The sequence below is a fragment of the Pseudoselenomonas ruminantium genome, from assembly GCF_900104055.1.
Lineage (GTDB): Bacteria > Bacillota > Negativicutes > Selenomonadales > Selenomonadaceae > Selenomonas_A > Selenomonas_A ruminantium_C.
This window is the reverse complement of record NZ_FNJQ01000004.1, coordinates 75584-102282: the sequence shown is the minus strand read 5'-3', so window position 1 is coordinate 102282 and position 26699 is coordinate 75584. Positions and strand designations below refer to the sequence as shown.

The following is a 26699-nucleotide window of genomic DNA, read 5'->3' as shown; positions in this document are numbered from 1 at the left end:
TCTCCTGCTGCTCTGTGGTATGTCCCACTCTGGGGCTTCTTCTCTCTCTTACCAGCTTTCCTTTCTTAGGCATAGCTCTCAGCGAGTGGTACTTGTCCACTATGATGAATCTTTTGTCGTGAGATACCCACTTTTTCTCCATGTAAGCCATAGCTAATTCTCCGTCTCTTGCTTATCCTTGAAATCCTTATTTTATGCATATCCATGCACTCTTTTTGTCGGTTTATTAATTCCTTAATCAAGTGTGTCAAACGGTGTTTCACCGCTTCACATTTTTTGGGCAATATTTATTTGCTTGATGGATTATCAGCATGGCCTGTGGTATAATATAGCTAAGGTTAATTCTCCGTTAGCCCCAAGCCTAGCGCCCGCACCCACGGGCGCTTTTTTATTGCCATTTTCCATGTCGCCACACGACCTATTAACAGAATATTTCCACGGTTTTGCCTGTTTTTGCTTAGATTGCCATGCGCTTCTGGATGAATTCCTCCACCCAGTTGCGCCTGGTTTTTCTCTTTGATTGTCCTGGGGGAGTGAAGAATTTCAAATCCCCTTCGTTCATCCACTTGCCAATCGATGCTTTAGAGCACTTCAGTATCTCTGCTGCTTCCCCTACTGTGAGGATGCTGTCGTCTACTGCCTGCTCTTCTTTGTCTGCCGCCGCCAGCTGGGCTTTTAATTCATGCACCTCCTGCACGAGGGGCGTGATGGCCTGCTTGACGGCATCGGCAATGAGCTTTTGCAAAACTTCATCCATCCGATTCACCTCCTTATGCGGTTTCCGTCTTGGCCGGTGGAACGGAAAGGATTGCTCCTGCCAGTCTCAGGATGACAGGAACTCCGCCCATCGCTCTGATCTGATTGATGATTTCCATCGTCTGATTGCGAGCCCGCTCATTTTTCAAAGCTTCCATCAAAGCATCTTCCGTACTCTTATACATACTTGCCACCTCCTTTCCGCATCGCCACTATTCGGCAGGATTCATTCGCCCGCCGTCGAACCTCCTTACTGGAAGGAGGTGATTACCATGATTGACTACGATGACGAATCTCATTCTTTGCCATCTGTAAGCCTTGCCTTGCGTGACAGTTTAAGTGCTTTGGCTTTGCAGATTCTTGTTGCTCGTGATGACTTTAAGACCTTATCCAACAAGCAACGAATGCATGAGCTCTATCTAATTATTGGAGAGCTTCATGAGATTTACGACAGCAGTCACGGCGCTCCCTGATTCATCTAAGTTTCCCGTAGGGCTTAACGCTTTCAAGTTTTAATTCTTGCATTGCGTTAAGTCCTTTATTTTTCAGATGTTCCCTGGCACGCCCCAGCACAGTCAAGGCTTCGCCCAAAGTCAAAGCCTGTGCTTCTAAAAATGCAATGACCTGTTCTTCGTATTCATCCAGTTCCTCAATCGGCTTCACTCCCCCGCCCCCTCTCTCGGCTTCGCCACTATTCTAAGAATAGTGCTATACTTGCCTGTTAAGGCAAGTACGCAAAAGTGACTAGTATTTTTACAAGTCACTTGTTATTTTTCTTTATTCTATACTAGTCACTTGTATATGTCAATACTTTTCTGCTTGTTTTTTACAAGTCGCTAGTATATAATAGCCATAAGGAGGTGAAAAATTTTATGGAAAAAATTTCAATTAACGCCAGAGTCAAGGCTATTCGCAAAGCCAAAGGTTTGAGCCAGGCCGAATTTGGAAAGGCCATCAGCCTAAAGCAAGGTGGTGTTAGTTACATCGAGCAGGAAGGCAATACAGTCACCGAACAAAACGTCTCTCTTATCTGCCAAAAATTTCGTGTTCGGCGTGAATGGCTGGTGGATGGCGAAGGCGAAATGTTTATATCTGGCGAGCCGGGCATATTTGCAGAGTTCGCCCGTGAATACAAGTTGACTGCCCAGGAACAGGAAGTAGCAAAATACCTGCTGAGCCTGTCCGAAGCAGAACGAGGCAATATCATGGGCTACCTGCGAAACATCGCCGCTGCCATGGAACGTGGCAGGCAGGCCGAAGCCAAAGCCGCCAAGTATCATCATCTCGTGGATGAAGGACTGGCAGCCGAAGAGGAGGATGCCGAAGCCTCTTCCTTTTCCGACTCCGAAAACGAGGCATAAAAAAAGAGCCGTCTGCAGTCGCAAACGGCCCAGCCACTATATTGCCTTTTCATCATCTGAAATAGCTTCGCCAAAAATACCGCCCTCACATCGTGGAGAGCGGTATTACCTTATGTAAACGAAAAAAGTCACCCGCCCGCCAGCGAGTGACTCCAACCAAAAATATCTGAATGAGATTAGTATCATGCGATTTCCCGCTCTATGACTGGCAAGATATTATCTGCCTTCAATGTGCCATAGAGAAATAGTCTTCCTTGTTGTGTCCAATAAGTATGCACCCTGGAATGGATTTCGCCATCGTTGCCCGGATATGTGTGGGTTTTGGTGCTGGTGTAGCCACGCTCGGCATATTTCTGATACAGCAGCCAAATATCTCCCTGCCGGTACTGGATGCCACGATCATGGAGATATGCGTTCATATGCTTGGCGCTCCATCCATAATCCTTGGCAATGGTGCTGATGGGAACGAGGTCTTTGCAGTTCAAGACAACATCATAATAGCTTGCCTTGGGGCGAAGCTCCGCAATCTGCTGGTTCTGAACGGCCACCGTGTTTTCCAGCGCTTTCGCCTTCTCCCTCTCGGCTTTAAGTGCCATGAGGGCATTGATGGCAATATCGGGATTTTCCAGTATTTCGTCCATGGCATATAAGCCGTGCTTGTGGATGGACGGCAATACATCCGAAGTCACCCAGCGTTTGAAACGCTTGGCGGCAGGAAGTTTACTGCCAAGGATAAGACTGTACAGACCGCTTTCATTGATTACGGTCAAATCCTGCATACCTCCAAGGGTGTCACATTTCGTTACCCCCTTATCTTCAACATCCACATGGTCAGCAATAGCTTTGCGCGGATTGGTGTAGCCGAGAATTTCAGCCACATCCTTGCCCACAAAGAATACCTCTTTGCCGATGGTCAATGTGCGCACAGCACTGTCTTCAAAATTCCAGATTTTAATCTCGTTCATGGTTAACCTCACTTTCTCCGTATAGCAAAAGCCACCCGCCCACCAGAGCGAGTGACTTCCTCATGTAACACCAACAAACCGGACGGCTTGTGGAGAACAGCCTATAATCATAATATAGCTTTCCGCGAGCCTTGTCCCACAATCAAAAAATTTTTGGATGTTCCGTCTGGGGCTGCACCCTCAGACGTTCATCATATATCCACTTGTCAACAACACGGTTTTGCCTTCTGAAAACGAGGAGGCACATCATGAAAAAATCACCAACAATCCGAACCCGCAAACGCGGAGAAAAATGGTACTACTCTTTTGAAGCTGGTATCGTTGATGGCAAGCGCAAGCAGGTATCCAAGGGCGGTTTCCTTACCGAAGCCGATGCCGAGGAAGCAGGCATGGAAGCATATGTCGCATGGAAGCATGGCAATATCGGCATTGTGTCCGAAAAGATTACACTTGCCGACTTCCTTCATAGCTGGCTGGAAAACGCCATCCGGCCAAACGTCAAACGCAACACCTACATCAATTACAAGATTGCTATCGACGCTCGCATCATTCCCCATATTGGCAGTATAGCTATTCAGGAGCTGCGTCCCTTGTACATTGACCAATGGATTACCAAGCTGGCCAAAAGAGGGCTTTCCAGAGGAACGCTTTCCATCACAAAAGGGATACTGTCTGCAGCACTGAACTACGCTATCTATCCTGCAGAGCTTATCAGTTCTAATCCTTCCCTGGCTATCAAACTGCCACGAACAGCCCCGCGCAGAGTAACCAAGCGCACCATTATCACGCCGGATCAGCTTGCATCTCTACTGAATGATTTTCCTGTAGGGCACAAATACCGCATACCGGTGCTACTGGCTTACCATACCGGCGCGAGGATCGGCGAAATACTCGGTCTTGAATGGCAGGATATTGACCTGGATAAAAAATCCATCCGCATCCGCCAGCAACTCCAAAACTGTCGTGAGGTACAAGTATACTTCTTTGAATCACCAAAGACTGAATCCAGCTATCGCGATTTTTACATCGACAGTAAACTGGTCAGCGAATTGAAGAAGTGGAAAATGGCACAAGGAGCCGCCCGCATGAAACGTGGTGAAGCCTATCAGCTCATCTATGAAGATAAGGATCGGCAGGCATTCTCCTTGCCTGTTTCCGAGGATTGCCCTGCAGGTGCCGTATATAAAGACCTGGTATGCACCGACCAGACAGGGCTTTTCATCAAGTATCCGGCTTTATCACGGGTGCTGCGGAGATACGGCCTGAATGCTCACAGTTTCCGTCATACCCACACCACGGAATTGGCAGCCTATGGAGCACTGCCGACCGATATAGCCGCCCGCCTTGGTCATCACGATGCAACGATGGTCAATAAGCTTTACGCCCACGATACCGAAGCCATGAAACAGGCTACCGTGAACATCATCGAGAAAAGTATAGTTCGCTACCAATAGACAAAAACAGCGGGCATTTGGGCTATGTTGTCAAAGCGTTGTCAAAACGTGTCCACCATTCCCGTCAGCCCTTTATTTTCAAGGCTTGCGGCAATGGGTTCCTATTTTAGCACAAAACCGCCCATAATTAAAAGGGCTTGCGCTAATTTTTTCGCAAGCCCTGAATTCTTTATTTCGTTACAGACGAAGCTACTTCCGGTTGCAGACCGGCAAAGAAATTCACATCCGTGGCAGTTTTGCGCACTTCCTCCGGAACGGTCAGGCTCTTTTTCTCTACGCCCATATAGGTCGTATAAGCATGCAATTCGCTGTAATAGCCTAACGCCTCCAGGAATTCCCGGTCATCGTCCTTCACCGAAGTCCTGCCTTCCGCCGCATCCTTCAGCATGCTCTGGGCATAGCTCCGCATGATATCGGTGAAATCCATCCCGACGGTCACCGTACGCCAGTTTTCCTTGTCTACGGTCCAGCTTATCGGCACATCTTTCTGCTTCAATACCGCAGACAGACGCTGCATGATTTCCTGCTGCTCTTTCTCTTCCTGTGGGGTGGTCTTGAGCCTGTCATCTTTGCTGTATTTCACCAGCAAATCTGCGACTTTCGCTCCATCCAGCAGGATGTTCATACTCCGTTGTTTCTCATCTTCTTTGAGGATGGTCACCGCTTTCACCACCGTCATGGCTTCCGTCAAATCCTGCACATTGGTGGACTTCAAAGATTTCGTCAGTTCTGCAGGAATCCCCGGTACTGCCAGCCTGTACCATTTCTGCTCATACTGTCCATAGAGAACCAGACTGTCTTTCTCGTGCTCAACATAAAAGGGAATCTCCATCTGTACCGTATTATCCTTATTCATGTCTTTAGCGGTAAAGCCCCAATTGATTTTCCCTGCCATGCGCAGAAATCCGTTATCTAATACTTGTCCCTGGAAATCCATATCGGCATGAAAAGTCGGTCCAAGGAAGTTGATATTTTCGAGAAATATCCGGTTATCTTCCTTGGCCGACACGGCCATATAAGCTTCCCGGAAAGCCGTCATGCCGTCCATGGACGGCTCAGCCCCCGCCCGACTGCCACCGAAGAAGAACGCACCGCCGATTGCCAGCACCAGGCCCACACGTTTGCACCATTTAAAATTCCACATAAAGCCACCTCCCATACCTGCGAAATTTCTCTCCTCGCCCGCATTTTTCCTGCCGCCGGCATAAAATTATTCGTGATAAACAGAAAACAGCCCCTTCTCTGGCCATTGATATTGGTCACGAAAGAGGCTGATAAAAAATCACTTGCTTAAAAGATACTCAATATGCACATTTGCATCTAGGGAAATCATGCCCGGTTCGATGTTCGTTGCCGCGGCTTTGGAAGCCATCAACATATCCCCGTTATAAGAACGAGCCTCGATATAACCGGTGCTTTCCGCCACGGTCTTGATGCCGACAATCTGCCGCCCTAAGCCGCTGGCGATGATATTCGCCTTGCTGCGGGCATCGGCAATGGCCTTATTCAAAGCCTCCCGCCGCACCTGTTCCTGGTTGCTGACGGAAAAGCGCAGGGAGTTCACCTCATTAGCACCTGCCTGCAGGGCAGCATCCACGATTTTCCCTGCCTTGGCAATATCCCGGACCTTGATCTGCAACGCATGATTCGCCGTATAGCCCGTTATCTCATTGCGGTGCTTTTCATCGGTCCGATAGTCCGGGCGGAAGGAAAAATTCTGGCTTTTAATATCATTACCGGCAACGCCCAACTGCTTCAACGCCTGCACGATAGCGGCTGACTTTTGGGCATTTTCTGCCTGCGCCTGATTGGCACTATGAGCATGGGATGTAACGCCCACAACCAGGACCGCCTGATCCGGCGCAATCGACGCGCTTCCCCGGCCATCCACCGACAGGACCGGCAATTCCTCGGCAGCCAAAGCGGTAGCAGAGCAAAGCGCCACGACCAACATAGCTGCGGTCAGCAAACGAAAAATCTTCATCAGCGCACACCTACCTCAATCAGTTCCTTCGGTGCTTTGGTCAAAGGCTCGCAGCCTGTTTCCGTCACCAAAACCGTATCTTCGATACGCAGACCGCCCCAGCCCGGCAGATATACACCCGGTTCATCCGTCACAAGCATGCCTGGCTGCAGAGCCTCACAGGTGCTCTTCGGTGACAGGCGCGGTTCCTCATGGATTTCCAGACCTAAGCTATGGCCCAGGCCATGACCGAAATACTGCGCAAGGTCGTATTTTTCCAGATTAGCCCGCACCGCTTCATGGACGGACTTGCCGGACACGCCCGGCTTGATCTTATTGAGGCCCAGCAGCTGGGATTCCAGTACGGCCTTGTAGATCTTGCGCTGTTTCTCATCGGCCTTGCCGATGCAGATGGTACGCGTGATATCCGAAGCATAGCCGCCAAAGAACGCACCGAAGTCCATGGTCAGGAATTCGCCCTCATTGATGACCTTGTCCGTAGCGATACCATGCGGCAGACTGCCACGCACGCCGGAAGCCATGATGGTCGTGAAGGACGGCCCTTCCGAACCATTCTCCCGCATGCAGTTTTCCAGATGCGCCGCTGCCTGCACCTCCGTCATGCCCGGACGGATATAGGTCAGCATATCGGCAAAGGCAATATCCACAATCTCACAGGCCTTACGGATATTGGCAATCTCCTCCGCATCCTTAATCTGGCGCAGGGTATCCAGCTTGAGCGGCGTCTTGAACTCACAGCCATCCAAAAGCTCACCGAGCTTTTCATAATAGTCATAGATCAGGGCATTGCCCTCAAACCCGACCTTCTTCGCGCCAATCTTCTTCACGCACTCCGCCGTCTTAGAGAGCAGACCATCCTTCTGCTCCACAATCTCAAACAACGGCGCCTGCTGCCCAGCCTGCTCCGTATACCGGCTGTCCGTAATCAGCATCGCATCATTCTTGCCAATTACCAATGTAGTATCATCACCACGGAACCCGCTGAAATAATGCAAATTCACATATTTCGTAATGATAACTGCATCCAAACCTTTTTCATTTAGCAAAGCACGCAATGCCTGTAACCGACTGTCTTTCATAACTGGGTCAACTCCTATAAAAATACTGCAAATCCTAGCGCCCAAGGACGGGCGCTCGCGACCGTAAATCCCCGGATGGGATTTCAGGTCGCAGTTTCTTTTGGTACTTTTCTTTGCACCAAAGAAAAGTACATTTAGCTTTTTAACTTGTAAATAATGGCCTCGAGAGCTGCCAGGTAGCTCTCAACCCCAAGTCCGCATATCTGCCCCATCGCCACAGGCGCCAACACTGAATTATGCCGGAACTCCTCCCGCTTATGGATATTGGAGATATGCACCTCAATCAGAGGCACTTCCACCGCCGCAATCGCATCCCGCAGGGCTATGCTGTAATGCGTAAACGCCGCCGCATTGAAGATGATGTAATCATACACACCCCGGGCCGCCTGGATCTTATCCACGAGCACACCCTCATGATTGGACTGGAAGCAATCCACCTCAATGCCAGCTTCTTTGCCCCGTTTCTGCAGCATTTCCTCAATGTCCTTTAGCGTAGTGCTGCCGTAAATCTCCGGCTCACGGGTGCCCAGCAGATTGAGATTCGGACCATTTAAAACCAAAACCTTGCGCATGCACAGCCTCCTCAGTAACGAATGTCAAAACGCCGTTCCATGGCAATCACATCCCGGACTTCCAGCCCGAAGCTCTGCACCTTGATAAAGTAATTGCCCTCGCGGATAATGGCTTCGAGCCGGTCAATGGCCTCCTGGGTGCCCTGCACTTCCATGGTCACCGTGCCATCGTCCATATTCTTCACCCAGCCCGTGATGCCCAGTTCCAAAGCATTCTGCTGCACAAACATGCGGAAACCCACGCCCTGCACTCTGCCTGTTGCCGTGCCAAAATAACGAACCAAATCTGCCATGATAATTACCCTCCTCAAAATGCGATATTACAAATTACAGCTTATATTGTACTATTTCCATCAACATTTGTAAACAAAAGCCTATTTATTTACAATATCCCGCCGCAAAATCGTGTATTCTTCCACCGGCTGTTCCATCTTCATGCGGATAATCTGCTGGGGGTGCGGGGCCACAGAGATTTCCTCATTGGTCTCGTTGTCAATCATCGAGGTAATCTTCTGCCGGTAGAGCGGCCCCGTGGGCTGGAATACTTCGATTTCCTGGCCCACTTTCATATTGTTGCGCTGTTCGACCACCGCATACCCCGTTGCCGGATCATAGGAACGCACGAGCCCCACGAAATCTGAGGTCTGGTCATAAGAAGTCTTGCCGTAGATCTGATCATCCGCATCCGGCTGATGGTAGTAGAAACCTGTTGTGTACGCCCGATGGGAAACCTTTTCGAGTTCGTCCATCCATTCCTGCTGGACCGTGAAATGCTCCGGATCGGCAAAGTAGCTGTCGATGGCCAGACGGTAAGCCTTGGTCACGCTGGCGGCATAGTGCACGCTCTTCATGCGGCCTTCAATCTTGAGACTGTCCACGCCGCTTTCAATCACGTCCTGGATATGCGGCATCAGGCACATATCTTTGGAGTTCATGATATAGGTGCCCCGCTCGTCCTCCTCAATCGGGAAATACTTGCCCGGTCTCGTTTCTTCCACGAGCGCATACTTCCAGCGGCAGGACTGGGCACAACTGCCCCGGTTGGAGTCACGGCCTGTGAAGTAATTGGACAGCAGGCAGCGCCCCGAATAAGATATGCACATGGCCCCATGCATGAACATTTCCAGGTCTACATCGCATTTTTCGCGAATCTCGCGAATCTCATTGAGACTCATTTCCCGCGCCAGCACCACGCGCTTGGCACCGAGGTCCTTCCAGGCATTGACTGTCGCCCAGTTGGTGTTATTGGCCTGCGTGCTGATATGGAGTTCCATATCCGGAATCAGCTTGCGGCACATGGTAAACACGCCCAAATCCGCTACGAGCAGGGCATCCACCTGGATTTCCTGCAGATAACGCAGATAATCCGGCAGTTTCCCAATATCGCCGTTATGCGGGAAGATATTGACCGTCACATAGACTTTCTTGCCGCGGACATGGGCAAAATCCACGGCTTCCTTCAGTTCCTCATAGGTGAAATTGCCGCCAAAGGCCCGCAAGCCAAAGGCCTTGCCGCCCAGATAAACCGCATCGGCACCATAGAGCACCGCCATCTTCATCTTTTCCAGATTCCCTGCCGGCGCAAGGAGTTCAGGTTTCTTCAACATTCAAACTCTCCTCGTTACGGCGAGACCATCGCCGTTTTCCAATATTTCCGTTACATAGGGCGGCTGGCTGACCAACCCGATATATTCCCGCAGCCGTTTGACAATCGTCTTGAAGCGCCGCGGCGTGGGCACATCGCCCTTGACATAGCCCCGAAACAGGACATTGTCCGCCAGTATCGTGGCGTTATCCGTCAGCATGGGCTGTATCTTGTGGAAATAGTCCACATACTGACCTTTGGCCGCGTCAATGAAGACAAAGTCAAATTTTTGACCGGTCAACTGGAGTTTGGTCAGATTTTCTGCCGCATCACCGCCGATAATGCGAATCCGGTCAGCATAAGCTGACCGGTCAATATAGCCTTGTGCCGTCCTGATTCGTTCGTCACTCAGCTCCAATGTCGTGATAGCAATATCCTCGGCACCATTCATGGCCAGCAAGAGACTGGAATAGCCAATGGCCGTGCCGATTTCGAGTACACGGTGCGGCTGTGCTTTCTGCACCACCTGCAGGAAGGCCTGCCGCCCGCGCTCATTGATGATGGGAACATGATGAAGGGCGGCGAAGTCCTCCATCTCCCGTAATAAAGTTTCCAAAAATCCTTCCACCTCATCTGTCAGTCCAAGGACTGACACCTTCCCCTCAAGGGGAAGGCTTATCTTACTTCATCTACTATTTTTTGGTGTTCTGCGTACGTCTTTGAATAATGATTATGTCCCTGACGGTCTGCTACGAAATAGAGATAGTCCGTATCAGCCGGGTAAAGCACGGCTTCGATAGCCGCCATGCCCGGGCTGGCCACTGGCCCTGGGGGCAGTCCCTTTATCTGATAGGTATTATAAGGGGATTCAATCTTCGTGTCCTTGATGCTCACATCTTCTTTGGGTGCATCAAGGAGATACTGAATCGTTGTGTCCGTCTGCAGGGGCATACCAATCTGCAGACGTTTGAAGAATACCTGCGCGATAATGGGCCGGTCCTCAGCATACATGGCTTCTTTTTCCACCAACGAAGCCATCGTGATCAGTTCATGGATGGACAGATTGAGCTCTGCCGCCCGCTGCCGCATTTTCGGCGTCAAGCGGTTATCCATATCCTCAGCCATCATCTTCAGGATGCCATCGACAGACGGATCTTCATGGAGCAAATAAGTATCGGGAAACAGGAATCCCTCGCAAGCATAACGGATGTCCTTATCCCGCTTGATATAGCTATAGGGTGCAAAATCCTTGGCCTTGCGCAGGAACTCATCCTCATCGACCAGACCTTCATCGCTGAGCCGCTTGGCGATTTCCTTGACGCCAAAACCTTCCGGAATGGTGAACTTCACCTGGGTTGTTTCCCCGGCTACCAGTTTGGCGATGATTTCCTCCGGCGGCGTATTAGGCTTGAATGCATAGGTCCCGGACTTGAACTTGTCGGCCGCATCACTTTTCTTGACCTTCAGCCAAAAGGTCTTCTTATTGGTAATGACACCATGCTTGACCAATTCATCGCCAATATCGCTGGCGCTCATGCCCTGTTTCACCGATACGAAAATCGTCTGATTGGGATCCAGATCCTTTGGGGCAGCTTTATCATCCATGCCTAAAAAAGCCGCCGTCATCAGGGCAATCACCAGCATAAACGAAATGGCAGCCGCCGCCCAATGTTTCCAGGTCAGGGATTTGATCCATGACTTGCTGCCTTTGAGCCCATCATGGATGTTTCCCAGTGACACATCCTCACCACTCAGCCATTTACCCAGTTTGTCCTTGAACTCTCCTATCTTGGAAAGCAAATCCCCCACACCAACATCTCCCCGTCATATCTTTTTGCCAATTAAAAAACTGCCATCCGTAAACTGAATGGCAGCTTCAACCTATTTACTCCTGTTCGGATTCCTCAACCAGAGCATCGTAGGCTTTCTGTACCGCCTCGAATTCCTCATCGGTAGGCTCAACATACTCGTCTTCGCCATCTTCGCCTTTGACGATTTTTGCGATGATGACATCTTCTTCCTCATCTTCGCAGCCACAGCCGCAACCGCAGTGGTCATGACCATCTTCATCGTTATGGATGCCAATCAGCAGTGCATACTTATCGTCGCCTACGGGAATGATCATCTCTTCCTCGTAATAGTATTCGTTGCCTTCCTCATCAGTCATGACAACAACTACGCCCTCTTCATCCTGCATATCTTCTTTATGTGCCATTTTCTTCACCTCTTGAATTTTATCAATAATTTATTTTATCCTATCTCAATGAAGACTGTCAAGCCAGCCTTGCAGGATAAATACAGCCGCCATCTTGTCGATGACCTTGCGCCGCTTCTTGCGGGACACATCGGCTTCAATCAGGGAGCGGGTGGCCGCTACCGTCGACAGCCGCTCATCCCAGAAATGCACCGGCAGATCCGGATGGCGCTTGCTGACCTCGGCCATAAAATCCTTGACAATCTGACAGCGCTCGCCTTCCGTGCCATTCATATTCTTCGGATAGCCCGAAACCAGTTCATCCACTTCATACTGGGCAATCAGTTCGTCCAGACGATTAAGATCTGCTTCGAGCTCTCCCCGGCGGATGGTTTCAACACCCTGCGCGGTCAATCCTAATAAATCACTGACGGCAATACCCACCGTCCGATCCCCAATATCCAGGGACATGTATCGCTTCATTTTTTCAGTTTCTCCAAATAGGAACGTACCAGTTCCTCCAACAATTCATCACGTTCCAGCTTGCGGATAAGACTTCGGGCTTCCTTGTAGCTGGTCACATAGGCCGGATCGCCGGACAGAAGATACCCGACCAGCTGATTGACGGGGTTGTAGCCCTTCTCTTCCATGGCAGCAGTCGCCTGACGGATAATCGTTTCCGCCTTGTTTTCCTCGCTGCCCATTTTAAACATCATAGTTTCTTCACTTACCATGAGAATCCCCCCTGATAATTTAAGCTAAGATATATGATACCATATTTCACCGATAATTCCTACTGATTTTAGCGAAAAGAACAGTTTGGCTCCAACCTATCAACAGGTTGGAGCCGAATCGCTTATTTATATTCTGCTGCCAATTTCTTGAACAAAGGCAGGGATTTTTTAATGGTCTCAGTCTTGATGCAGTATGCGGCACGGAAATAACCAGGGCAGCCAAAATCCGTACCCGGAACCAGCAGCAGATCGTATTTCTTTGCCCGTTCACAGAACGCATAATCGTCTTCCTCGAGACACTTAGGGAACAGATAGAACGCCCCCTGCGGTTTGACGCATTCAAAACCAGCATCGATGAGCCCCTGATACAGAAGCTGGCCATTCTTCACATAAGTGCTGATATCCGAAGGCTTATCTGCACAACGACCAATCACCAACTGCCACAAAGACGGTGCATTCACATGTGTGAGCACGCGGGCAGCACCGGCAATGGCACCATATACCTTGCCAAAGTCAGCCACACTGTCCGGCACCATGATATAGCCAATGCGTTCACCAGGCAGGGAGAAGGATTTACTGTAAGAATAGCAGACCAGCGTATTGTCATAGTATTTCGGGATATAAGGCACCGTATAACCTTCAAACGCAATTTCCCGGTAAGGCTCATCCGAAATGATGAAAATGGGGTGACGGTATTCCTGTTCCTTAACCCGCAGGATCTCAGCCAGTTTCTTTATGGTATCCTCGGAATAGACAGCGCCGCTGGGATTGTTCGGGGAATTGACAATAACGGCCTTCGTATGATTGGTCACCAGTTTTTCAAAGGCCTCAAAATCAATCTGCCAGTCCTCCGGCTGCGCTGGAACCACGACTAATTTGCCACCGACAGATTCCACGAAAGCACGGTATTCGGGGAAGAACGGCGCAAAGGTAATATATTCATCCTCCGGCTGGGACAAGGCCTTGAAGCAAATCGTGATGGAGGCAGCTGCCCCAGCGGTCAGAAACAGGTTCTTGCCAGCGATGTTCACACCAAAGCGGCTGTTGATGCTCTCCGCCAGTTTCTCCCGCACCTGCGGATTGCCCGGTGCTACCGTATAGCCATGAATGGCTGCTGGCTCCATATTTGTCAGTATATCCACAGCGGCTTCCTTGATAAAATCCGGCGTGGGCACGTTGGGATTGCCCAGGCTGAAGTCATAGACATTCTCCTCCCCGACTTCAGCAGCCCGCTTGCGGCCAAATTCAAAGATTGTCCGAATCGTGGATTTCTTCGTGCCAAGTTCATACATTTTGTTGTTGACCATATGGATTACCTCGCTTATAAGTGAAATTTGTTTTTGTTGACGAAACACTGTTTACATATTAACACATTCAGCGGGTAAAATAAAGTAAAAAGGTTCAAGGATAAGATCTACCCTTGAACCTTTTTCTTATTCCATAAAATACTTCATGGCCGTTTTCTTCCATTCGCGGCGGGAATACAGCATCACATGCTTGCTGACCTGACAGGCCTCGCCAAGTTCTGCCACGACATGCTCACATTCCTCACGGCTATGGCCATGCACCATCGTGTAAAGATTATAAGGCCAATCTGGCGCCGTATTGCGGTCATAACAATGGGACACGGACGGACTGGCGGCCATCTGCTGCGCTATCGTATCCAGCCTGTCTGCGGGAACTTCCCAAGCTACCAGCACATTGGCCGTAAAACCGACTTCCCGATGGCGCAGGACAGCGCCCATCTTGCGGATTTTCCTGCTGTCCCGCATAGCCTGCACGCGCTCCAGGAATGTCTCTTCGCTGACACCGACCTGTTCGGCCAGTGTCTTGTAAGGTTCAGCTACCAGCGGAAAATCGCCCTGCAGGGCACGGACAATACGTTTATCTAATTCACTGATTTCTTCCAAAACTTCTGCTGCCATATTCCCGCCCCCTTAATGCAGTTTGAACTGCACATTGATCTTGTATTTCTTATTGGCCTTGAGATTCAGCATATCCTCCACTCCATTCAAGGACTGGACTTCGCTGAGAATCTTTGCCTCTGTTTCGAGATTCGGCGTCAGCAGGGTGAACCACAGATTATAGCGGCCTTCCCGCTCGTAATTATGGGTAGCGCCGGGATAGTGATTGATGGCCTCGGCTACCGTCTGCATCTTCGCAGGGTTGACCTTGAGTGCGACCAAGGTTCCCTTATAACCCAAGTTATTGGAATCAAAGAACGTACCGATACGCCGCAGGTAGCCTTCTTTCTTCAGTTCCTGCACCCTTGTCAGCACGGTCTGCTCATCAGTGCCCAGTTCCTCTGCCAGCTTAGCAAAAGGCCGGCTGCATACGGGCAGGCTTCCCTGCAGCAGATTCAATAAGGATTTATCGAAATCCGTCAAAGCCATCATCATAATCCCTCTCCCTGTCGTCATCGTGATTCGTCCGCAATACACATGATTTCTGCGTAATATGAATCCGATTCATATTTCTCTGTCTTTATTCTAACAAAGAATCACCGATAACGTCAAGTAAATCTGAACGGCCTTCATTTTTTAACGAGGAATACGGCAGCACGGAAATCTCCTTGATGCCCAGTTTGCGCTTGATGGCCGCAATATTCTTGGCCCGCTCGTTCTTGCCGATCTTATCCACCTTAGTGGCGATGATCAGCACAGGAATGCCGTTGTCCACGAGCCAGTTGAACATCTCCACATCCGAAGCCATGGGCTCATGGCGGCTGTCAATCAGCTGGCAGACAAACGAGAGCCGCGGGGAGTTCAGCAGATATTCTTCGATAAACTTCGACCAGATCTTACGCTTCTCCTTGCCAGTCTTGGCATAGCCATAACCGGGCAGATCAACGAGGTAGAAGGCCTTGCGTTCCTCTACCTCCGCAATCTTGACGCCTACTTCAAAGAAGTTGATGGTCTGCGTCTTGCCGGGCTGTGACGATACGCGGGCCAGGTTATTGACGCGCGTCAGGGAGTTGATCAGCGAGGATTTTCCCACATTGGAACGGCCGATAAAGACGATTTCCGGCAGATCTGCCTCAGGGTACTGGTCCTTTTTGACGGCAGAAGCCACATACTGTCCCTGGGTGATGATTACTCTATCTTTCAATTATTTCATCTCCTTTGTAAAAGCCTTCCCCTCAGGGAAGGCTTTTTTTACTTCAACAATGCAATTTTCAGCACTTCATCCATGGATTCCACAGGCTTGAATTCCAGTTTCTCCCGCACAACCTCAGGGATATCGTCGATATCCTTCTCGTTGTCCTTGGGCAGAACGATGGTCTTCATGCCTTCACGGTAGGCAGCCAGTACTTTCTCCTTGAGACCGCCAATGGGCAGGACATGACCGCGCAGGGTAATCTCACCGGTCATGGCCACATCACTTCTGACCTTCCGGCCTGTCAGGGCCGAAATCATGCCGGTTGCCATGGTGATGCCTGCCGATGGGCCATCCTTGGGAATAGCACCCTCCGGCAGATGGATATGGATATCTTCCTTCTCGTAGAAGTCATCAGCCAGCTTGAGCTTATCCGAACGGCTGCGCACATAGGTCAGGCCAGCCTGCGCTGATTCCTGCATCACGTCGCCAATCTGACCGGTCAGGATCAGCTTGCCCTTGCCTTTGAGCACGGTGACTTCCGTGGGCAGGATGGTACCGCCGACTTCGGTCCAGGCCATGCCCGTGACCACGCCCACTTGTGGCTTCTTGTTGGCCTTGGTATCCTGGAACTTCACCTTGCCCAAGAAGTCCGTGAGATTTTTCTTCGTGACCTTGATGGGCGCTTCTTCGCCTTCCACGATCTTGCGGGCGGCCTTGCGGCAGACGCTGCCGATTTCCCGTTCCAGTTCGCGGACACCGGATTCCCTTGTATAATCACTGATGATTTTTTGCAACACGCCGGTACCGAAACTGATATCCTTGGCTTTCAAGCCATTCTGGGTACGCTGGCGGGCGACCAGATAGCGCTTGGCAATCTCAAGCTTCTCCACTTCCGTATAACTCGACAGTTGGATGATTTCCATTCTGTCGCGCAAAGGACGGGGAATATTGCCCAGATTGTTGGCCGTAACGATCCAGAATACCTTTGACAGGTCAAAGGGTAGATCCACAAAGTGGTCACTGAAGGTGGAATTCTGCGCAGGATCTAAAACTTCCAGCAGAGCCGCAGACGGATCGCCATGGTAATCGCCCGAAAGCTTGTCGATCTCGTCGAGCAGGAACACGGGATTCTTCTTGCCCACCTTGCGCAGACCGTCAATGATGCGGCCAGGCATAGCCCCGACATAGGTACGACGATGGCCGCGGATTTCGGCTTCATCGCGGACGCCGCCTAAGGAAGCTCGGACAAATTCCCGTCCTGTAGCCCGGGCCACAGAGGTTGCCAGTGATGTCTTGCCCACGCCGGGAGGACCTACCAGACAAAGAATCGGCGCGCTCTTATCCTTGGCCAGCTTATGCACGGCCAGATAGTCGAGAATCCGATCCTTGACCTTTTCCAGGCCATAATGGTCTTCATCGAGGATCTTCTTGGCAGCGGCAATGTCCACCGTATCTTCGGATTCCTCATTCCAGGGCAGTTCCAGCAGGCAGTCGATATAGTTACGGATCACCCCGGCTTCCGCGTGCATATTGCTGAAGGTATCGAGTCGGTTCAGTTCCTTTTCCACGGCTTTCTGTACAAATTCCGGGTAATTCCCCTCCTGCAGCTTCTTGCGGGCTTCGTCAATCTCACTCTTGTTGCTGTCGCCGAGTTCCTGACGGATGGCCTTGATCTGTTCACGCAGATAGTAATCCTTCTGGATCTTGTCCATCTGCTTGCGCACCTGCTTGCCAATCTTATGCTCCATTTGCAGGATTTCCATTTCGCGGGTGAGCACGGCATAGAGTTTTTCCAGACGCTCCTTCACATCAATGGCGGCCAGAAGCTCCTGACGAGTTTCCACCTTGAGATTCAAGTGGCTCGCGATAAGATCTGCCAGTCTGCCGGCATCATCGATGATGGCCACAGAAACCAACGTCTCAGGTGGAATCTTCTTGGACAGGCGCACCCATTCCTCAAACTGATGGACAACAGCCCGGTTGAGCGCCTCCATATTCATGGACGTATCGATCTTATCGGTGAATTCCTCCACTTCAACAGCATCAAAATTCTCCTGCTCATGGAATTCATGAATCAAGGCCCGGCGTTTACCTTCCACGAGTACCCGCACCGTATCACCGGGCAGTTTGATGACCTGACGAATCTCTGCCACCACACCTACGGGATAGAGCTCCTCAAAGGTGAATTCCTCGGCTTCCGCATCCGTCTGCGTCGTGAGCATGACCTCGCGGTTTTCCACCATGGCCTCTTCGATAGCCGCCATGGAACGGTCACGGCCCACATCGATATGAATCATCATATAAGGGAATACGACCATGCCCCGCAAGGGCAGCAATGGCAATGTACGCAGTTCAGCCATTTGACTCCCTCCTTTTTCCTAAAATAGTAATATATAAACAAGGCGCTGCCTCAGCAACGCCTCGCCTTACGCCTGCCATAAGTCAGGCAGATGCTTCACTGTTCTGTGCCTTCTTGTCGATGGTCAGAACAGGATCTTTTTTATTGTTTACCGTCTCTTTGGTCACATGACAGGCCGTGACGCCTTCAATCGAAGGAATATCATACATCACATTGCACATGATGCTTTCAATGATCGACCGCAAGCCACGGGCGCCAGTCTTGCGCTTCAGAGCTTCCTTGGCAATCAGCCGCAGGGCATCATCTTCAAAGGAAAGCTTCACGCCGTCCAGCTCCAGCAGCTTGGCATACTGCTTGACCAAAGCGTTCTTCGGCTGCGTCAGGATGCTGACCAAAGCATCTTCGTCCAACGAATCCAAAGTCACTACCACTGGCACACGGCCGATAAACTCCGGAATCAGGCCATGCTTGAGCAAATCCTCGGGCAGGAGCTTCTTGAGGGTTTCCCCCACACTGCGCTGTTGCTTCTTGGATTTGATATTGGCACCAAAACCCATCTGTTTCTGGCCGATACGGCTTTCGATAACCTTCTCGATACCGTCAAAGGCACCGCCACAGATGAAGAGAATATTCGTGGTATCAATCTGGATCAGCTCCTGATGGGGGTGCTTGCGCCCGCCCTGCGGCGGAACGGAAGCCACAGTACCTTCCAGGATCTTCAGCAGGGCCTGCTGCACGCCTTCACCAGATACATCACGGGTGATGGAAGGATTTTCCGATTTGCGGGCAATCTTATCAATTTCATCGATATAGACAATGCCCCGTTCGGCTTTCTCCACTTCGTAATCGGCGGCCTGGATGAGCTTCAGAAGAATATTCTCCACGTCCTCACCCACATAGCCTGCCTCGGTCAATGCCGTGGCATCGGCTATGGCAAACGGTACGTTGAGTATCTTGGCCAAGGTCTGTGCCAGCAGCGTCTTGCCGCTGCCCGTGGGGCCAATCATCAGGATGTTGGACTTTTGCAGTTCCACATCATCACCTTTGGAAAGGCCCATATTGATGCGCTTGTAGTGGTTGTAAACAGCCACGGCAAGGCTCTTCTTGGCATCGTCCTGCCCGATTACATACTGGTCTAAGATCGCGCGGATGTCCTTCGGTTTTGGGACGTCCTTCAGTTCTACTTCTGCTTCCTCACTGAACTCTTCTTCAATGATCTCATTGCAGAGCTCAATGCATTCATCACAGATATAGACGCCGGGACCTGCAACCAGCTTCCTTACCTGCTCCTGCGTCTTGCCACAAAAAGAGCATTTGAGCTGACCTTTTTCATCCCCAAACTTCAACATGACACCACCCCTCAGTCTTTAGCGTCGTTTTTCTTCGTCTTCTTGGGACGGGTAATCACTTCATCCACAATGCCATAGGCCTTGGCCTCGGCTGCGGTCATGAAGTTATCGCGTTCCGTGTCATTATTGATTTCTTCCGCGGTCTTGCCCGTGGAGGAAACAAAGATGTCATTGATGGTTTCACGGATGCGCTGAATCTCACGGGCCTGAATCTGAATGTCCGTGGACTGCCCCTGGGCACCACCCAGCGGCTGATGAATCATCACCCGGGCGTTGGGCAGAGCAAAACGCTTGCCCTTGGCGCCAGCCGTCAGGAGCACTGCTCCCATGCTGGCTGCCTGTCCGATGCAGATCGTGGACACGTCCGGCTTGATATACTGCATGGTATCATAGATAGCCAGGCCAGCGGTAACCACACCGCCGGGACTGTTGATGTAGAGGTAGATGTCCTTGTCCGGATCTTCCGATTCCAAGAAAAGCATCTGCGCTACTACTACATTGGCTACACTATCGTCAATCTGACCGCCCAGGAAGATAATCCTGTCCTTGAGCAGGCGGGAATAGATATCATACGCCCGCTCGCCACGGTTAGACTGCTCTACTACCATAGGTACATAATTCATTGGAATACCCCCATATACAGGGAATGATTAGGCAATGCTGTCGATGATGAACTGAGCCGTCTTCTTGCGCAGTACCGTTGCAGCCAGATCGCCAACGCGTCCCTGTTCCTTGATGATTTTCTGAACCTGCTGCGGCGTAGCACCGTAAGCGGCAGCCATGCCAGCAACTTCAGCGTCGAGGTCTTTGGCCTCAACCTTGATGTCTTCAGCCTTTGCGACTTCCTCGAGCATGAGGTCCGTGCGAACATTCTTTTCAGCCGTTTCACGGTAATCTTCGCGGATCTTGTTGATGTCCGTGCCAGCATACTGCAGGTAAGCATCGAAGCTCATGCCCTGCTGTTCGAGGCGCATAGCCATCTCACGGATCATGCCTTCCACGCGGTTGTCAATCATGACAGCCGGAATGTCAACCGTGATGTTGTTGGTTGCCATCTCGATAGCAGCGCTCTTCTGATCGTTTTCAGCCTTGCGTGCAGCGTTTTCTTCGAGGTTCTTGCGGATATCAGCCTTGAGCTCGTCGAGCGTCTCGAACTTGCTGACCTTCTTAGCCAGTTCGTCGTCCATAGCCGGCAGTTCTTTCTGCTTGATGCTGCGGATCGTGCACTTGAACATAGCAGCCTTGCCAGCCAGTTCCTTAGCATGATATTCTTCCGGGAACGTCACGTTTACTTCCTTCTCTTCGCCGATCTTAGCGCCGATGAGCTGATCTTCGAAGCCCGGGATGAAGCTGCCGGAACCAATCTGCAGCGGGTAATCCTGGCCCTTGCCGCCTTCGAATGCTTCGCCATCTACGAAACCTTCGAAATCAAGCGTCGTGAAGTCGCCATCTTTGACTTCTGCGCCTTCCGGAGCATCAACCATCTTGCCCTGACGATCCTGGAACGTCTTGAGCTGCTTTTCTACGTCTTCATCCGTTACAGCTTCTACGTTCTTTTCTACTTTCAGGCCTTTGTATTCGCCCAGTGTAACTTCCGGACGCGGCGTAACCGTAGCCTTGAATACGAGATCCTTGCCATCTTCGAGCGTTTCGATATCAATCTGCGGACGGCTGACCGGCTCGATCTTCTGCTCTTCGAGAGCATCAGCGAAAGCCTTCGGGCCAACGATGTCGAAAGCTTCCTGCATGATAGCATCCATGCCCACGTTGCGCTCGATGATCTTGCGCGGAGCCTTGCCCTTGCGGAAACCCGGAATATTTACACGGTTGCTGAGACGCTTTACAGCCTTTTCCACTGCCTTGGAAACTTCCGCAGCTTCAACCTCCACCGTCAGAGTAACCTGCTGGTTTTCACCATTTTCAACCGTAACTTTCATTGTCTGAAACGACCTCCTGTATTGTCTAAATCAAGGTATGGACACGATTTTGCGCATTTAACCGCAAATATGCCATACTTGTTATATAATATCATAGAAAATGCGGTTTTACAAGGATTATCTGGCGATACCCCTGCAAATACGCGCGTATAATAAAAAACAAACTGCGAAAATCGCAATTGCTTTTTCGCAGTTTGCTATATGATCATGCTTCTTTTTTGTCAAAAGGCACGTGATTCAGGATCAGATTCGGATTGTTGTCCATGATCCAGCCCAGCGCCCATTCATTATTAACCAACAGCACCGGGTTATTATGACGGTCATAGACGAACATGCCACGGTCAGCACCTTTGAGTTCTGCCGGCGTCACTTCATGACCATCTTCAAAGGCCATCCAGCGCGCAACCTCATACGGCTGCATATTCATTTCAATATCTACATTATATTCATTCTTAAGGCGGTATTCCAGCACTTCAAACTGCAGGGTACCAACCGTGCCGACGATGTAGGATTCCGTACCAGCACCAGCCTGCTGGAAGAGCTGGATGGCGCCTTCCTGCGTCAGCTGCTCAATGCCTTTGACGAACTGCTTGCGCTTCATGGTATCCTTAGCCTGCACGCGGGCGAATTTTTCGGGCGGAAATACCGGGAAATCGGCATATTTGAACTTGTGGGAAGCATCGCAGACTGTATCGCCGATGCCAAACACCCCCGGATCGAAAAGGCCGACGATATCACCGGGATACGCCGTGTCGATGATCTGACGGTCCTGCGCCAGGAACTGCTGGGGCTGAGCCAACTTCAACATCTTACCTGTACGCTCATGCCATACTTCCATATTGCGCTCAAATTTGCCAGAGCAGATGCGGATAAAGGCCAGACGATCGCGATGGGCCGGGTTCATATTGGCCTGAATCTTGAACACAAAGCCCGAGAACTGCTCGTCATTGGCCGGGATCAGTCCATCCGATGATTTGCGGGGCTGCGGCGTGGGTGCCATGGAAATGTAACCTTCGAGAAAATCCTGCACACCGAAGTTGGTCATGGCCGAGCCGAAGAACATCGGCGTGAGTTCACCGGCATTGACCTTTTCCATGTCAAATTCTTCGCCGGCTTCATTCAAAAGTTCCAAATCCTCCTGCAGGGCTTCCCATACATCTTCACCGACGCGTTCGATAACCTGCGGATCATTGGGTTCAAAGACATCCGCCACACGGGCTTCCTGACCATGCGTGGTATCGGCGGCAAAAAGCAGCACTTTGTCATTGCGGCGGTCATAGACGCCCATATACTGGCCATCCTGACCAATCGGCCAGTTCATCGGATAGGAACGGATGCCCAGCACGTTTTCGATTTCATCCATGAGGTCGATCGGCGCCTTGCCGAAATGGTCCAGCTTGTTGACAAACGTAAAGATGGGGATACCACGCTGCTTGCAGACCTTGAAGAGTTTCTTGGTCTGGGCCTCAACGCCCTTGGCCACGTCGATGACCATGACCGCACTGTCCACGGCCATCAGCGTACGATAGGTATCTTCACTGAAGTCCTGATGCCCCGGCGTATCGAGGATATTGATACGGCAGCCGTCGTAGTCAAACTGCAATACCGAGGAAGTTACGGAGATACCACGCTGCTTTTCGATTTCCATCCAGTCAGACACCGCATGGCGCTGGGTCTTGCGGGATTTGATGGAACCGGCCAGATGGATGGCACCACCGTAGAGCAAAAGTTTTTCCGTCAAAGTCGTCTTACCAGCATCCGGGTGAGAGATGATGGCAAAGGTACGGCGTTTTTCAATCTCTTTATCAAGTTCTGCGCTTAAAGCTGACAAAATAAATCCTGCCTCCAATTGTCCTATAGAATTGATACAAACACATTTTTACCGTTTGAGAGAGTCATTTCCCTCAAGGGGTTGCATACCGTTTGCGAGTGTCGTGAAGCTCACATAACGTTCATTTTACCATAAAACAAGATAAGAAGACAAGAAAATTGACACGAGCCTTTAACCCGTGCCATGTCAGCCTATTATCCATTCATTTTCAGATCCAGCAATACCTTATCGGTTTCCCATGGGGATATGACCGTATAGCCTATGCCAGCCCCATCCAAAACCGCCTTGATTTCCTCGTCCTTCACCTTGGCCCGTTCCAGATTGGTCTCCTTGCGCCCGTCTATGCGGATGAACTCATCATTGCGCCGCAGGAGGTATTCCACATTGTCGAATTTGGTATGCTCGTGCATCACCAGCTGGTCAAAGAGTTCATCCGGCGTATTGTTGTAGATGATATTCAGCGGCAGCGGGGAATCGCAGATCGCATACTCCACGCCGTAGCGTTCCAGCGTCTTCAGCCGATGCACCTGCTCGGCAAAGAGATACAACTGATCCTGCACGATATCCGTAGCGTTCTGGTACCAGAGCCACTTGGCATATTCCCCCACCAGCTCCGTCTTGTGCCCTTTGCGTTTCAGCTTGGAAAAAATATCTGCGGCAATCGTGCTCTTGCCAATGCCGGCACCGCCATAAAAATTGATTACTTTCAATGTCACGCCTCTATTCGTTCTAAAAATTTTGCTACGCTTATTATACATCACCAGCAGGCCATTCTCCAGGCAAGGATTTAAGAAACACCGGCAAATTATGCAAAACAAAAGAACCGGTATCACTCCACTGACTCCGGTTCTTTCTAAAAAGATGTAAGGAAATGGGATACTGGAAACTGGGATATGTTTCCAGAGAAGAGACCGATAGGTTTTTATGCAGGGGCTGGTGGGATATCCAACCTCTCCCCTATCGACAATTATATTGTATCATACTATAAAGGAAAAATATACCCCTTTACGCAAAAAATTTTTCTTTTTATAAAGTTTTCTGTCTATTGCAAATTTAACTCAATCATTTTTAATCCGATTGACCTTATAGTATAATGGATGTAGATTTTACGAAAGCGAGTGACAGATATGGCACTTTATCAAGCAAGAGTCTTCGGAATTGTTCAGGGCGTGGGCTTCCGTCCCTTTGTGGCAAGGCTGGCCGCCCGTTTTCATATCTATGGCAGCGTTTGCAACAAGGGGCCCTATGTGGAAGTTTTTGCTCAGGGCGACGAACAGGACGTGCATGACTTCTTGACCGCCATCGAGCAGGAGCCGCCGGAGCGGGCTTCTATCCTGAAATTGACGCGTGAGTCTTTGTCTCAGCCCGAAAGCTATCAGGATTTCCAGATCATTGAAAGCGCTAAGGAAAAAGGTTCTATCTTCGTGTCACCGGATATTGCTACCTGTGATAAGTGTCAGACAGAACTCTTCAATCCACAGGATAAACGCTATCTGCATCCCTTCATCAACTGCACGGCCTGCGGCCCGCGGCTGACCATATTGGACTCCATGCCCTATGACCGGGAACGCACGAGCATGGGCGAATTCCCCATGTGCCCGGATTGTCAGGCTGAATACGATTCTCCAGCCACCCGCCGCTACGATGCCCAGCCGGTCTGCTGCAATAACTGCGGGCCTGAGGTCTATATCATCGGTGACGAGACGATACGCGGCGCAGAGGCGATCACCCTTACCCGCAGGACAATCATCGCAGGCGGCATCGTGGCCATCAAGGGCATTGGCGGCTTCCATCTCTGTTGTGATGCTGCCAATGATAAGGCTGTCCGCCGTCTGCGGCAGTTAAAGCACCGTCCGGTTAAACCCTTTGCCATTATGGCCAAAAATATGACAACTATCGAGCGTGAATGCATAATAGAAGACGGCCAGCAGGAAATGTTGACCGGTCATCAAAAACCCATCCTGCTGTTGAAGCGAAAATCGACCGGTCAGATCGTGGACAGCGTTGCCCCGGGCAATCCAAAGATTGGCGTGATGCTCCCCTATGCTCCCCTGCATATGCTATTGTTCACCTATCCCGATGGCCTGACCATGCCCGACACCCTGATCATGACCAGCGGCAATCCGGCTGGCGCTCCCATCTGCCGGGATGATCAGGGCGCACTCGCAGCGCTTGCTGATTTCTGCGACCTGATGCTGTCCCATAACCGCAAGATCCGCATCCGCGCCGATGATACGGTTATGGACTGGCTTGACGGTCAGCCTTACATGATCCGCCGCAGCCGTGGCTTTGCGCCCCTGCCCTTCATGCTAAAAGATGACTGGCAGGGAGCTTTGCTCGGTATTGGCGGGGAGCTCAAGAACACATTCTGCGTGGGCAGTGACAATATCTTCTATCCTTCCCCCTATGTGGGCGATATGAGCGACCTGCGCACCATGCAGGCCTTGCGGGAAACCATTGGGCGGCTAACGGAGCTGCTCGAATGTAAGCCTCAGCTTGTGGCCTGTGATATGCATCCACGCTATAATACTGTGACCATTGCCAAAGAGCTGGGTCTGCCCCTGTTCCCGGTTCAGCATCATTATGCCCATATCCTTTCCTGCATGGCTGAAAATGACTACGACGAACCGGTCATCGGCGCAGCCTTCGACGGCACAGGCTATGGCACCGATGGTACCATCTGGGGCGGTGAGATCCTGCTGGCAGATCTTGCCGGCTTCGAGCGGCTGGATTCCATCACCCCCTTCCGGCAGGCGGGCGGCGACAAGGCGAGCCGCGAAGGCTGGCGCATTGCTGTGTCCCTGCTCCACGATATGACCGCCAGCCAGGACAAGACACGGGAACTCGTGCAAAAACTGCAGCTTTGCAGCGATAGCGATCTAAACGCCATGTTCTTCATGCTGGATAACAACGTCAATGTCATCAAAAGCACCAGCGCTGGGCGCCTTTTCGATGCCATCAGTGCCGTTCTGGGCATCCGCAAAAGCTCCACCTTCGAAGGAGAAGCCAGCATGTACCTGGAATTCGCTGCCCAGGAATGGCAGGATGAACATCCCGCTGACCTGCCCCTTCCAGGCGTCACGCTCAACACGGAACAGATATTCCGCTCTATATTAGAACAGCGGCTGGCAGGTAAAGACTGCGGCAAACTGGCCTATCTGTTCCATGTCCAGCTTGCTCAGTTCATTGTCGCTGCCTGCGTCCAGGCACGTACTAAGACCAATATATCCACCGCAGCCCTGTCCGGGGGCGTTTTCCAGAATCATCTGCTGACCGAACTGACTACAGCCAAGTTAAAGCAACAGGGATTCCACGTCCTGCGGCATAGCCTTATCCCGCCCAATGATGGCGGCATCTGTTTGGGCCAGGCTGTGGCAGCGATGTATCATCTCAATCAAAAATGATTATTTTGCAAAAATTGTAAAAAAACAATTGTCCAC

Annotated in this window: 29 protein-coding genes; 4 read left to right on the top strand and 25 right to left on the bottom strand. The window is 50.9% G+C overall.

Annotated elements, in window-relative coordinates:
• Positions 1–457: 457 nt before the first annotated feature.
• Together BLQ59_RS03035 and BLQ59_RS15895 are read right to left on the bottom strand one after the other, a co-directional pair.
• A complete protein-coding gene (locus tag BLQ59_RS03035; protein WP_074571451.1) occupies positions 458–757 on the bottom strand; it encodes a helix-turn-helix domain-containing protein in 300 nt (99 codons plus the stop codon).
• A gap of 13 nt (positions 758–770) precedes the next feature.
• Positions 771–941, bottom strand: coding sequence for a hypothetical protein (locus BLQ59_RS15895; RefSeq protein WP_176756701.1), 171 nt, complete (start codon positions 939–941; stop codon positions 771–773).
• Positions 942–1028: 87 nt separating this feature from the next.
• Between BLQ59_RS15895 and BLQ59_RS03030 the strand changes: the two genes are divergently transcribed.
• Positions 1029–1229 (top strand): hypothetical protein, encoded by a 201-nt coding sequence (locus BLQ59_RS03030; protein ID WP_074571450.1) that lies wholly within the window; start codon positions 1029–1031, stop codon positions 1227–1229.
• Between the two features lies 1 nt (position 1230).
• On the opposite strand, the gene BLQ59_RS03025 is transcribed toward BLQ59_RS03030, so the two are convergent.
• Complete coding sequence (locus tag BLQ59_RS03025) at positions 1231–1419, bottom strand: hypothetical protein (RefSeq protein ID WP_074571449.1); 189 nt, start codon at positions 1417–1419, stop codon at positions 1231–1233.
• Between the two features lie 209 nt (positions 1420–1628).
• Here BLQ59_RS03025 and BLQ59_RS03020 point away from each other — a divergent pair, with 209 nt between their 5' ends.
• Positions 1629–2117, top strand: coding sequence for a helix-turn-helix domain-containing protein (locus tag BLQ59_RS03020; protein WP_074571448.1), 489 nt, complete (start codon positions 1629–1631; stop codon positions 2115–2117).
• Between the two features lie 182 nt (positions 2118–2299).
• Here BLQ59_RS03020 and BLQ59_RS03015 read toward each other — a convergent pair whose 3' ends face one another.
• Complete coding sequence (locus BLQ59_RS03015) at positions 2300–3082, bottom strand: phage antirepressor (RefSeq protein ID WP_074571447.1); 783 nt, start codon at positions 3080–3082, stop codon at positions 2300–2302.
• 248 nt (positions 3083–3330) lie between these two features.
• Between BLQ59_RS03015 and BLQ59_RS03010 the strand changes: the two genes are divergently transcribed.
• Positions 3331–4536 (top strand): site-specific integrase, encoded by a 1206-nt coding sequence (locus BLQ59_RS03010; RefSeq protein ID WP_074571446.1) that lies wholly within the window; start codon positions 3331–3333, stop codon positions 4534–4536.
• A gap of 169 nt (positions 4537–4705) precedes the next feature.
• Here BLQ59_RS03010 and BLQ59_RS03005 read toward each other — a convergent pair whose 3' ends face one another.
• From BLQ59_RS03005 to BLQ59_RS02905, 21 genes are all read right to left on the bottom strand, one after another.
• Complete coding sequence (locus BLQ59_RS03005) at positions 4706–5680, bottom strand: hypothetical protein (RefSeq protein ID WP_074571445.1); 975 nt, start codon at positions 5678–5680, stop codon at positions 4706–4708.
• Positions 5681–5818: 138 nt separating this feature from the next.
• Entirely contained in the window at positions 5819–6520 is a 702-nt protein-coding gene (locus tag BLQ59_RS03000; RefSeq protein ID WP_074571444.1) for an SIMPL domain-containing protein, read from the bottom strand.
• Positions 6520–7599, bottom strand: a complete 1080-nt coding sequence (locus tag BLQ59_RS02995; RefSeq protein ID WP_074571443.1) for a M24 family metallopeptidase — start codon at positions 7597–7599, stop codon at positions 6520–6522. The genes BLQ59_RS03000 and BLQ59_RS02995 overlap by 1 nt, the downstream gene beginning before the upstream one ends.
• A 134-nt stretch (positions 7600–7733) precedes the next feature.
• Positions 7734–8171, bottom strand: a complete 438-nt coding sequence (gene aroQ / locus BLQ59_RS02990) for a type II 3-dehydroquinate dehydratase (RefSeq protein ID WP_074571442.1) — start codon at positions 8169–8171, stop codon at positions 7734–7736.
• Between the two features lie 11 nt (positions 8172–8182).
• On the bottom strand, positions 8183–8464 hold the full coding sequence (locus BLQ59_RS02985) for an acylphosphatase (protein WP_074571441.1): 282 nt from the start codon (positions 8462–8464) through the stop codon (positions 8183–8185).
• 81 nt (positions 8465–8545) lie between these two features.
• Positions 8546–9778 (bottom strand): peptidase U32 family protein, encoded by a 1233-nt coding sequence (locus tag BLQ59_RS02980; protein WP_081342423.1) that lies wholly within the window; start codon positions 9776–9778, stop codon positions 8546–8548.
• A complete protein-coding gene (locus tag BLQ59_RS02975; RefSeq protein ID WP_081342422.1) occupies positions 9779–10372 on the bottom strand; it encodes an O-methyltransferase in 594 nt (197 codons plus the stop codon).
• A gap of 59 nt (positions 10373–10431) precedes the next feature.
• A complete protein-coding gene (gene mltG / locus BLQ59_RS02970) occupies positions 10432–11565 on the bottom strand; it encodes an endolytic transglycosylase MltG (protein WP_074571439.1) in 1134 nt (377 codons plus the stop codon).
• A 76-nt stretch (positions 11566–11641) separates the two neighbouring features.
• A complete protein-coding gene (locus BLQ59_RS02965; RefSeq protein WP_074571438.1) occupies positions 11642–11971 on the bottom strand; it encodes a DUF1292 domain-containing protein in 330 nt (109 codons plus the stop codon).
• A gap of 45 nt (positions 11972–12016) precedes the next feature.
• Complete coding sequence (ruvX, locus tag BLQ59_RS02960) at positions 12017–12433, bottom strand: Holliday junction resolvase RuvX (protein WP_014424680.1); 417 nt, start codon at positions 12431–12433, stop codon at positions 12017–12019.
• Complete coding sequence (locus tag BLQ59_RS02955) at positions 12430–12684, bottom strand: IreB family regulatory phosphoprotein (protein ID WP_074571437.1); 255 nt, start codon at positions 12682–12684, stop codon at positions 12430–12432. Before BLQ59_RS02955 ends, ruvX begins: the two co-directional genes overlap by 4 nt.
• Positions 12685–12806: 122 nt before the next feature.
• The gene (locus tag BLQ59_RS02950) at positions 12807–13991 is read right to left on the bottom strand and encodes a pyridoxal phosphate-dependent aminotransferase (protein WP_074571436.1); all 1185 of its coding nucleotides are present in this window, start codon (positions 13989–13991) and stop codon (positions 12807–12809) included.
• A 126-nt stretch (positions 13992–14117) separates the two neighbouring features.
• Positions 14118–14609, bottom strand: coding sequence for a siroheme decarboxylase subunit beta (gene ahbB, locus BLQ59_RS02945; RefSeq protein WP_074571435.1), 492 nt, complete (start codon positions 14607–14609; stop codon positions 14118–14120).
• 12 nt (positions 14610–14621) lie between these two features.
• Entirely contained in the window at positions 14622–15104 is a 483-nt protein-coding gene (gene ahbA / locus BLQ59_RS02940) for a siroheme decarboxylase subunit alpha (protein WP_081342421.1), read from the bottom strand.
• A gap of 64 nt (positions 15105–15168) precedes the next feature.
• Entirely contained in the window at positions 15169–15792 is a 624-nt protein-coding gene (gene yihA, locus BLQ59_RS02935) for a ribosome biogenesis GTP-binding protein YihA/YsxC (RefSeq protein WP_074571434.1), read from the bottom strand.
• 47 nt (positions 15793–15839) lie between these two features.
• Positions 15840–18143, bottom strand: coding sequence for an endopeptidase La (lon, locus tag BLQ59_RS02930; RefSeq protein ID WP_074571433.1), 2304 nt, complete (start codon positions 18141–18143; stop codon positions 15840–15842).
• Positions 18144–18225: 82 nt separating this feature from the next.
• A complete protein-coding gene (clpX, locus tag BLQ59_RS02925; protein ID WP_074571432.1) occupies positions 18226–19491 on the bottom strand; it encodes an ATP-dependent Clp protease ATP-binding subunit ClpX in 1266 nt (421 codons plus the stop codon).
• A gap of 11 nt (positions 19492–19502) precedes the next feature.
• The gene (gene clpP, locus BLQ59_RS02920) at positions 19503–20114 is read right to left on the bottom strand and encodes an ATP-dependent Clp endopeptidase proteolytic subunit ClpP (RefSeq protein WP_014424688.1); all 612 of its coding nucleotides are present in this window, start codon (positions 20112–20114) and stop codon (positions 19503–19505) included.
• Positions 20115–20141: 27 nt separating this feature from the next.
• Positions 20142–21428 carry a trigger factor gene (gene tig / locus BLQ59_RS02915; RefSeq protein WP_074571431.1) on the bottom strand — a complete coding sequence of 429 codons (1287 nt, stop codon included), beginning with the start codon at positions 21426–21428 and terminating at the stop codon, positions 20142–20144.
• 205 nt (positions 21429–21633) lie between these two features.
• On the bottom strand, positions 21634–23259 hold the full coding sequence (locus BLQ59_RS02910; RefSeq protein WP_074571430.1) for a peptide chain release factor 3: 1626 nt from the start codon (positions 23257–23259) through the stop codon (positions 21634–21636).
• Between the two features lie 194 nt (positions 23260–23453).
• Positions 23454–23969, bottom strand: coding sequence for an AAA family ATPase (locus BLQ59_RS02905; RefSeq protein ID WP_074571429.1), 516 nt, complete (start codon positions 23967–23969; stop codon positions 23454–23456).
• A 417-nt stretch (positions 23970–24386) separates the two neighbouring features.
• On the opposite strand from BLQ59_RS02905, the gene hypF reads away from it, so the two are divergent.
• Positions 24387–26663, top strand: a complete 2277-nt coding sequence (hypF, locus tag BLQ59_RS02895; RefSeq protein WP_074571427.1) for a carbamoyltransferase HypF — start codon at positions 24387–24389, stop codon at positions 26661–26663.
• Positions 26664–26699: the final 36 nt, after the last annotated feature.

Coding starts and splice junctions, on each gene's coding strand:
- BLQ59_RS03035 (WP_074571451.1), bottom strand. CDS start 757: ATGGATGAAGTTTTGCAAAAGCTCATTGCCGATGCCGTCAAGCAGGCC.
- BLQ59_RS15895 (WP_176756701.1), bottom strand. CDS start 941: ATGTATAAGAGTACGGAAGATGCTTTGATGGAAGCTTTGAAAAATGAG.
- BLQ59_RS03030 (WP_074571450.1), top strand. CDS start 1,029: ATGATTGACTACGATGACGAATCTCATTCTTTGCCATCTGTAAGCCTT.
- BLQ59_RS03020 (WP_074571448.1), top strand. CDS start 1,629: ATGGAAAAAATTTCAATTAACGCCAGAGTCAAGGCTATTCGCAAAGCC.
- BLQ59_RS03015 (WP_074571447.1), bottom strand. CDS start 3,082: ATGAACGAGATTAAAATCTGGAATTTTGAAGACAGTGCTGTGCGCACA.
- BLQ59_RS03010 (WP_074571446.1), top strand. CDS start 3,331: ATGAAAAAATCACCAACAATCCGAACCCGCAAACGCGGAGAAAAATGG.
- BLQ59_RS03005 (WP_074571445.1), bottom strand. CDS start 5,680: ATGTGGAATTTTAAATGGTGCAAACGTGTGGGCCTGGTGCTGGCAATC.
- BLQ59_RS03000 (WP_074571444.1), bottom strand. CDS start 6,520: ATGAAGATTTTTCGTTTGCTGACCGCAGCTATGTTGGTCGTGGCGCTT.
- BLQ59_RS02995 (WP_074571443.1), bottom strand. CDS start 7,599: ATGAAAGACAGTCGGTTACAGGCATTGCGTGCTTTGCTAAATGAAAAA.
- aroQ (WP_074571442.1), bottom strand. CDS start 8,171: ATGCGCAAGGTTTTGGTTTTAAATGGTCCGAATCTCAATCTGCTGGGC.
- BLQ59_RS02985 (WP_074571441.1), bottom strand. CDS start 8,464: ATGGCAGATTTGGTTCGTTATTTTGGCACGGCAACAGGCAGAGTGCAG.
- BLQ59_RS02980 (WP_081342423.1), bottom strand. CDS start 9,778: ATGTTGAAGAAACCTGAACTCCTTGCGCCGGCAGGGAATCTGGAAAAG.
- BLQ59_RS02965 (WP_074571438.1), bottom strand. CDS start 11,971: ATGGCACATAAAGAAGATATGCAGGATGAAGAGGGCGTAGTTGTTGTC.
- ruvX (WP_014424680.1), bottom strand. CDS start 12,433: ATGAAGCGATACATGTCCCTGGATATTGGGGATCGGACGGTGGGTATT.
- BLQ59_RS02955 (WP_074571437.1), bottom strand. CDS start 12,684: ATGGTAAGTGAAGAAACTATGATGTTTAAAATGGGCAGCGAGGAAAAC.
- BLQ59_RS02950 (WP_074571436.1), bottom strand. CDS start 13,991: ATGGTCAACAACAAAATGTATGAACTTGGCACGAAGAAATCCACGATT.
- ahbB (WP_074571435.1), bottom strand. CDS start 14,609: ATGGCAGCAGAAGTTTTGGAAGAAATCAGTGAATTAGATAAACGTATT.
- ahbA (WP_081342421.1), bottom strand. CDS start 15,104: ATGACGACAGGGAGAGGGATTATGATGATGGCTTTGACGGATTTCGAT.
- lon (WP_074571433.1), bottom strand. CDS start 18,143: ATGGCTGAACTGCGTACATTGCCATTGCTGCCCTTGCGGGGCATGGTC.
- clpX (WP_074571432.1), bottom strand. CDS start 19,491: ATGTTGAAGTTTGGGGATGAAAAAGGTCAGCTCAAATGCTCTTTTTGT.
- clpP (WP_014424688.1), bottom strand. CDS start 20,114: ATGAATTATGTACCTATGGTAGTAGAGCAGTCTAACCGTGGCGAGCGG.
- tig (WP_074571431.1), bottom strand. CDS start 21,428: ATGAAAGTTACGGTTGAAAATGGTGAAAACCAGCAGGTTACTCTGACG.
- hypF (WP_074571427.1), top strand. CDS start 24,387: ATGGCACTTTATCAAGCAAGAGTCTTCGGAATTGTTCAGGGCGTGGGC.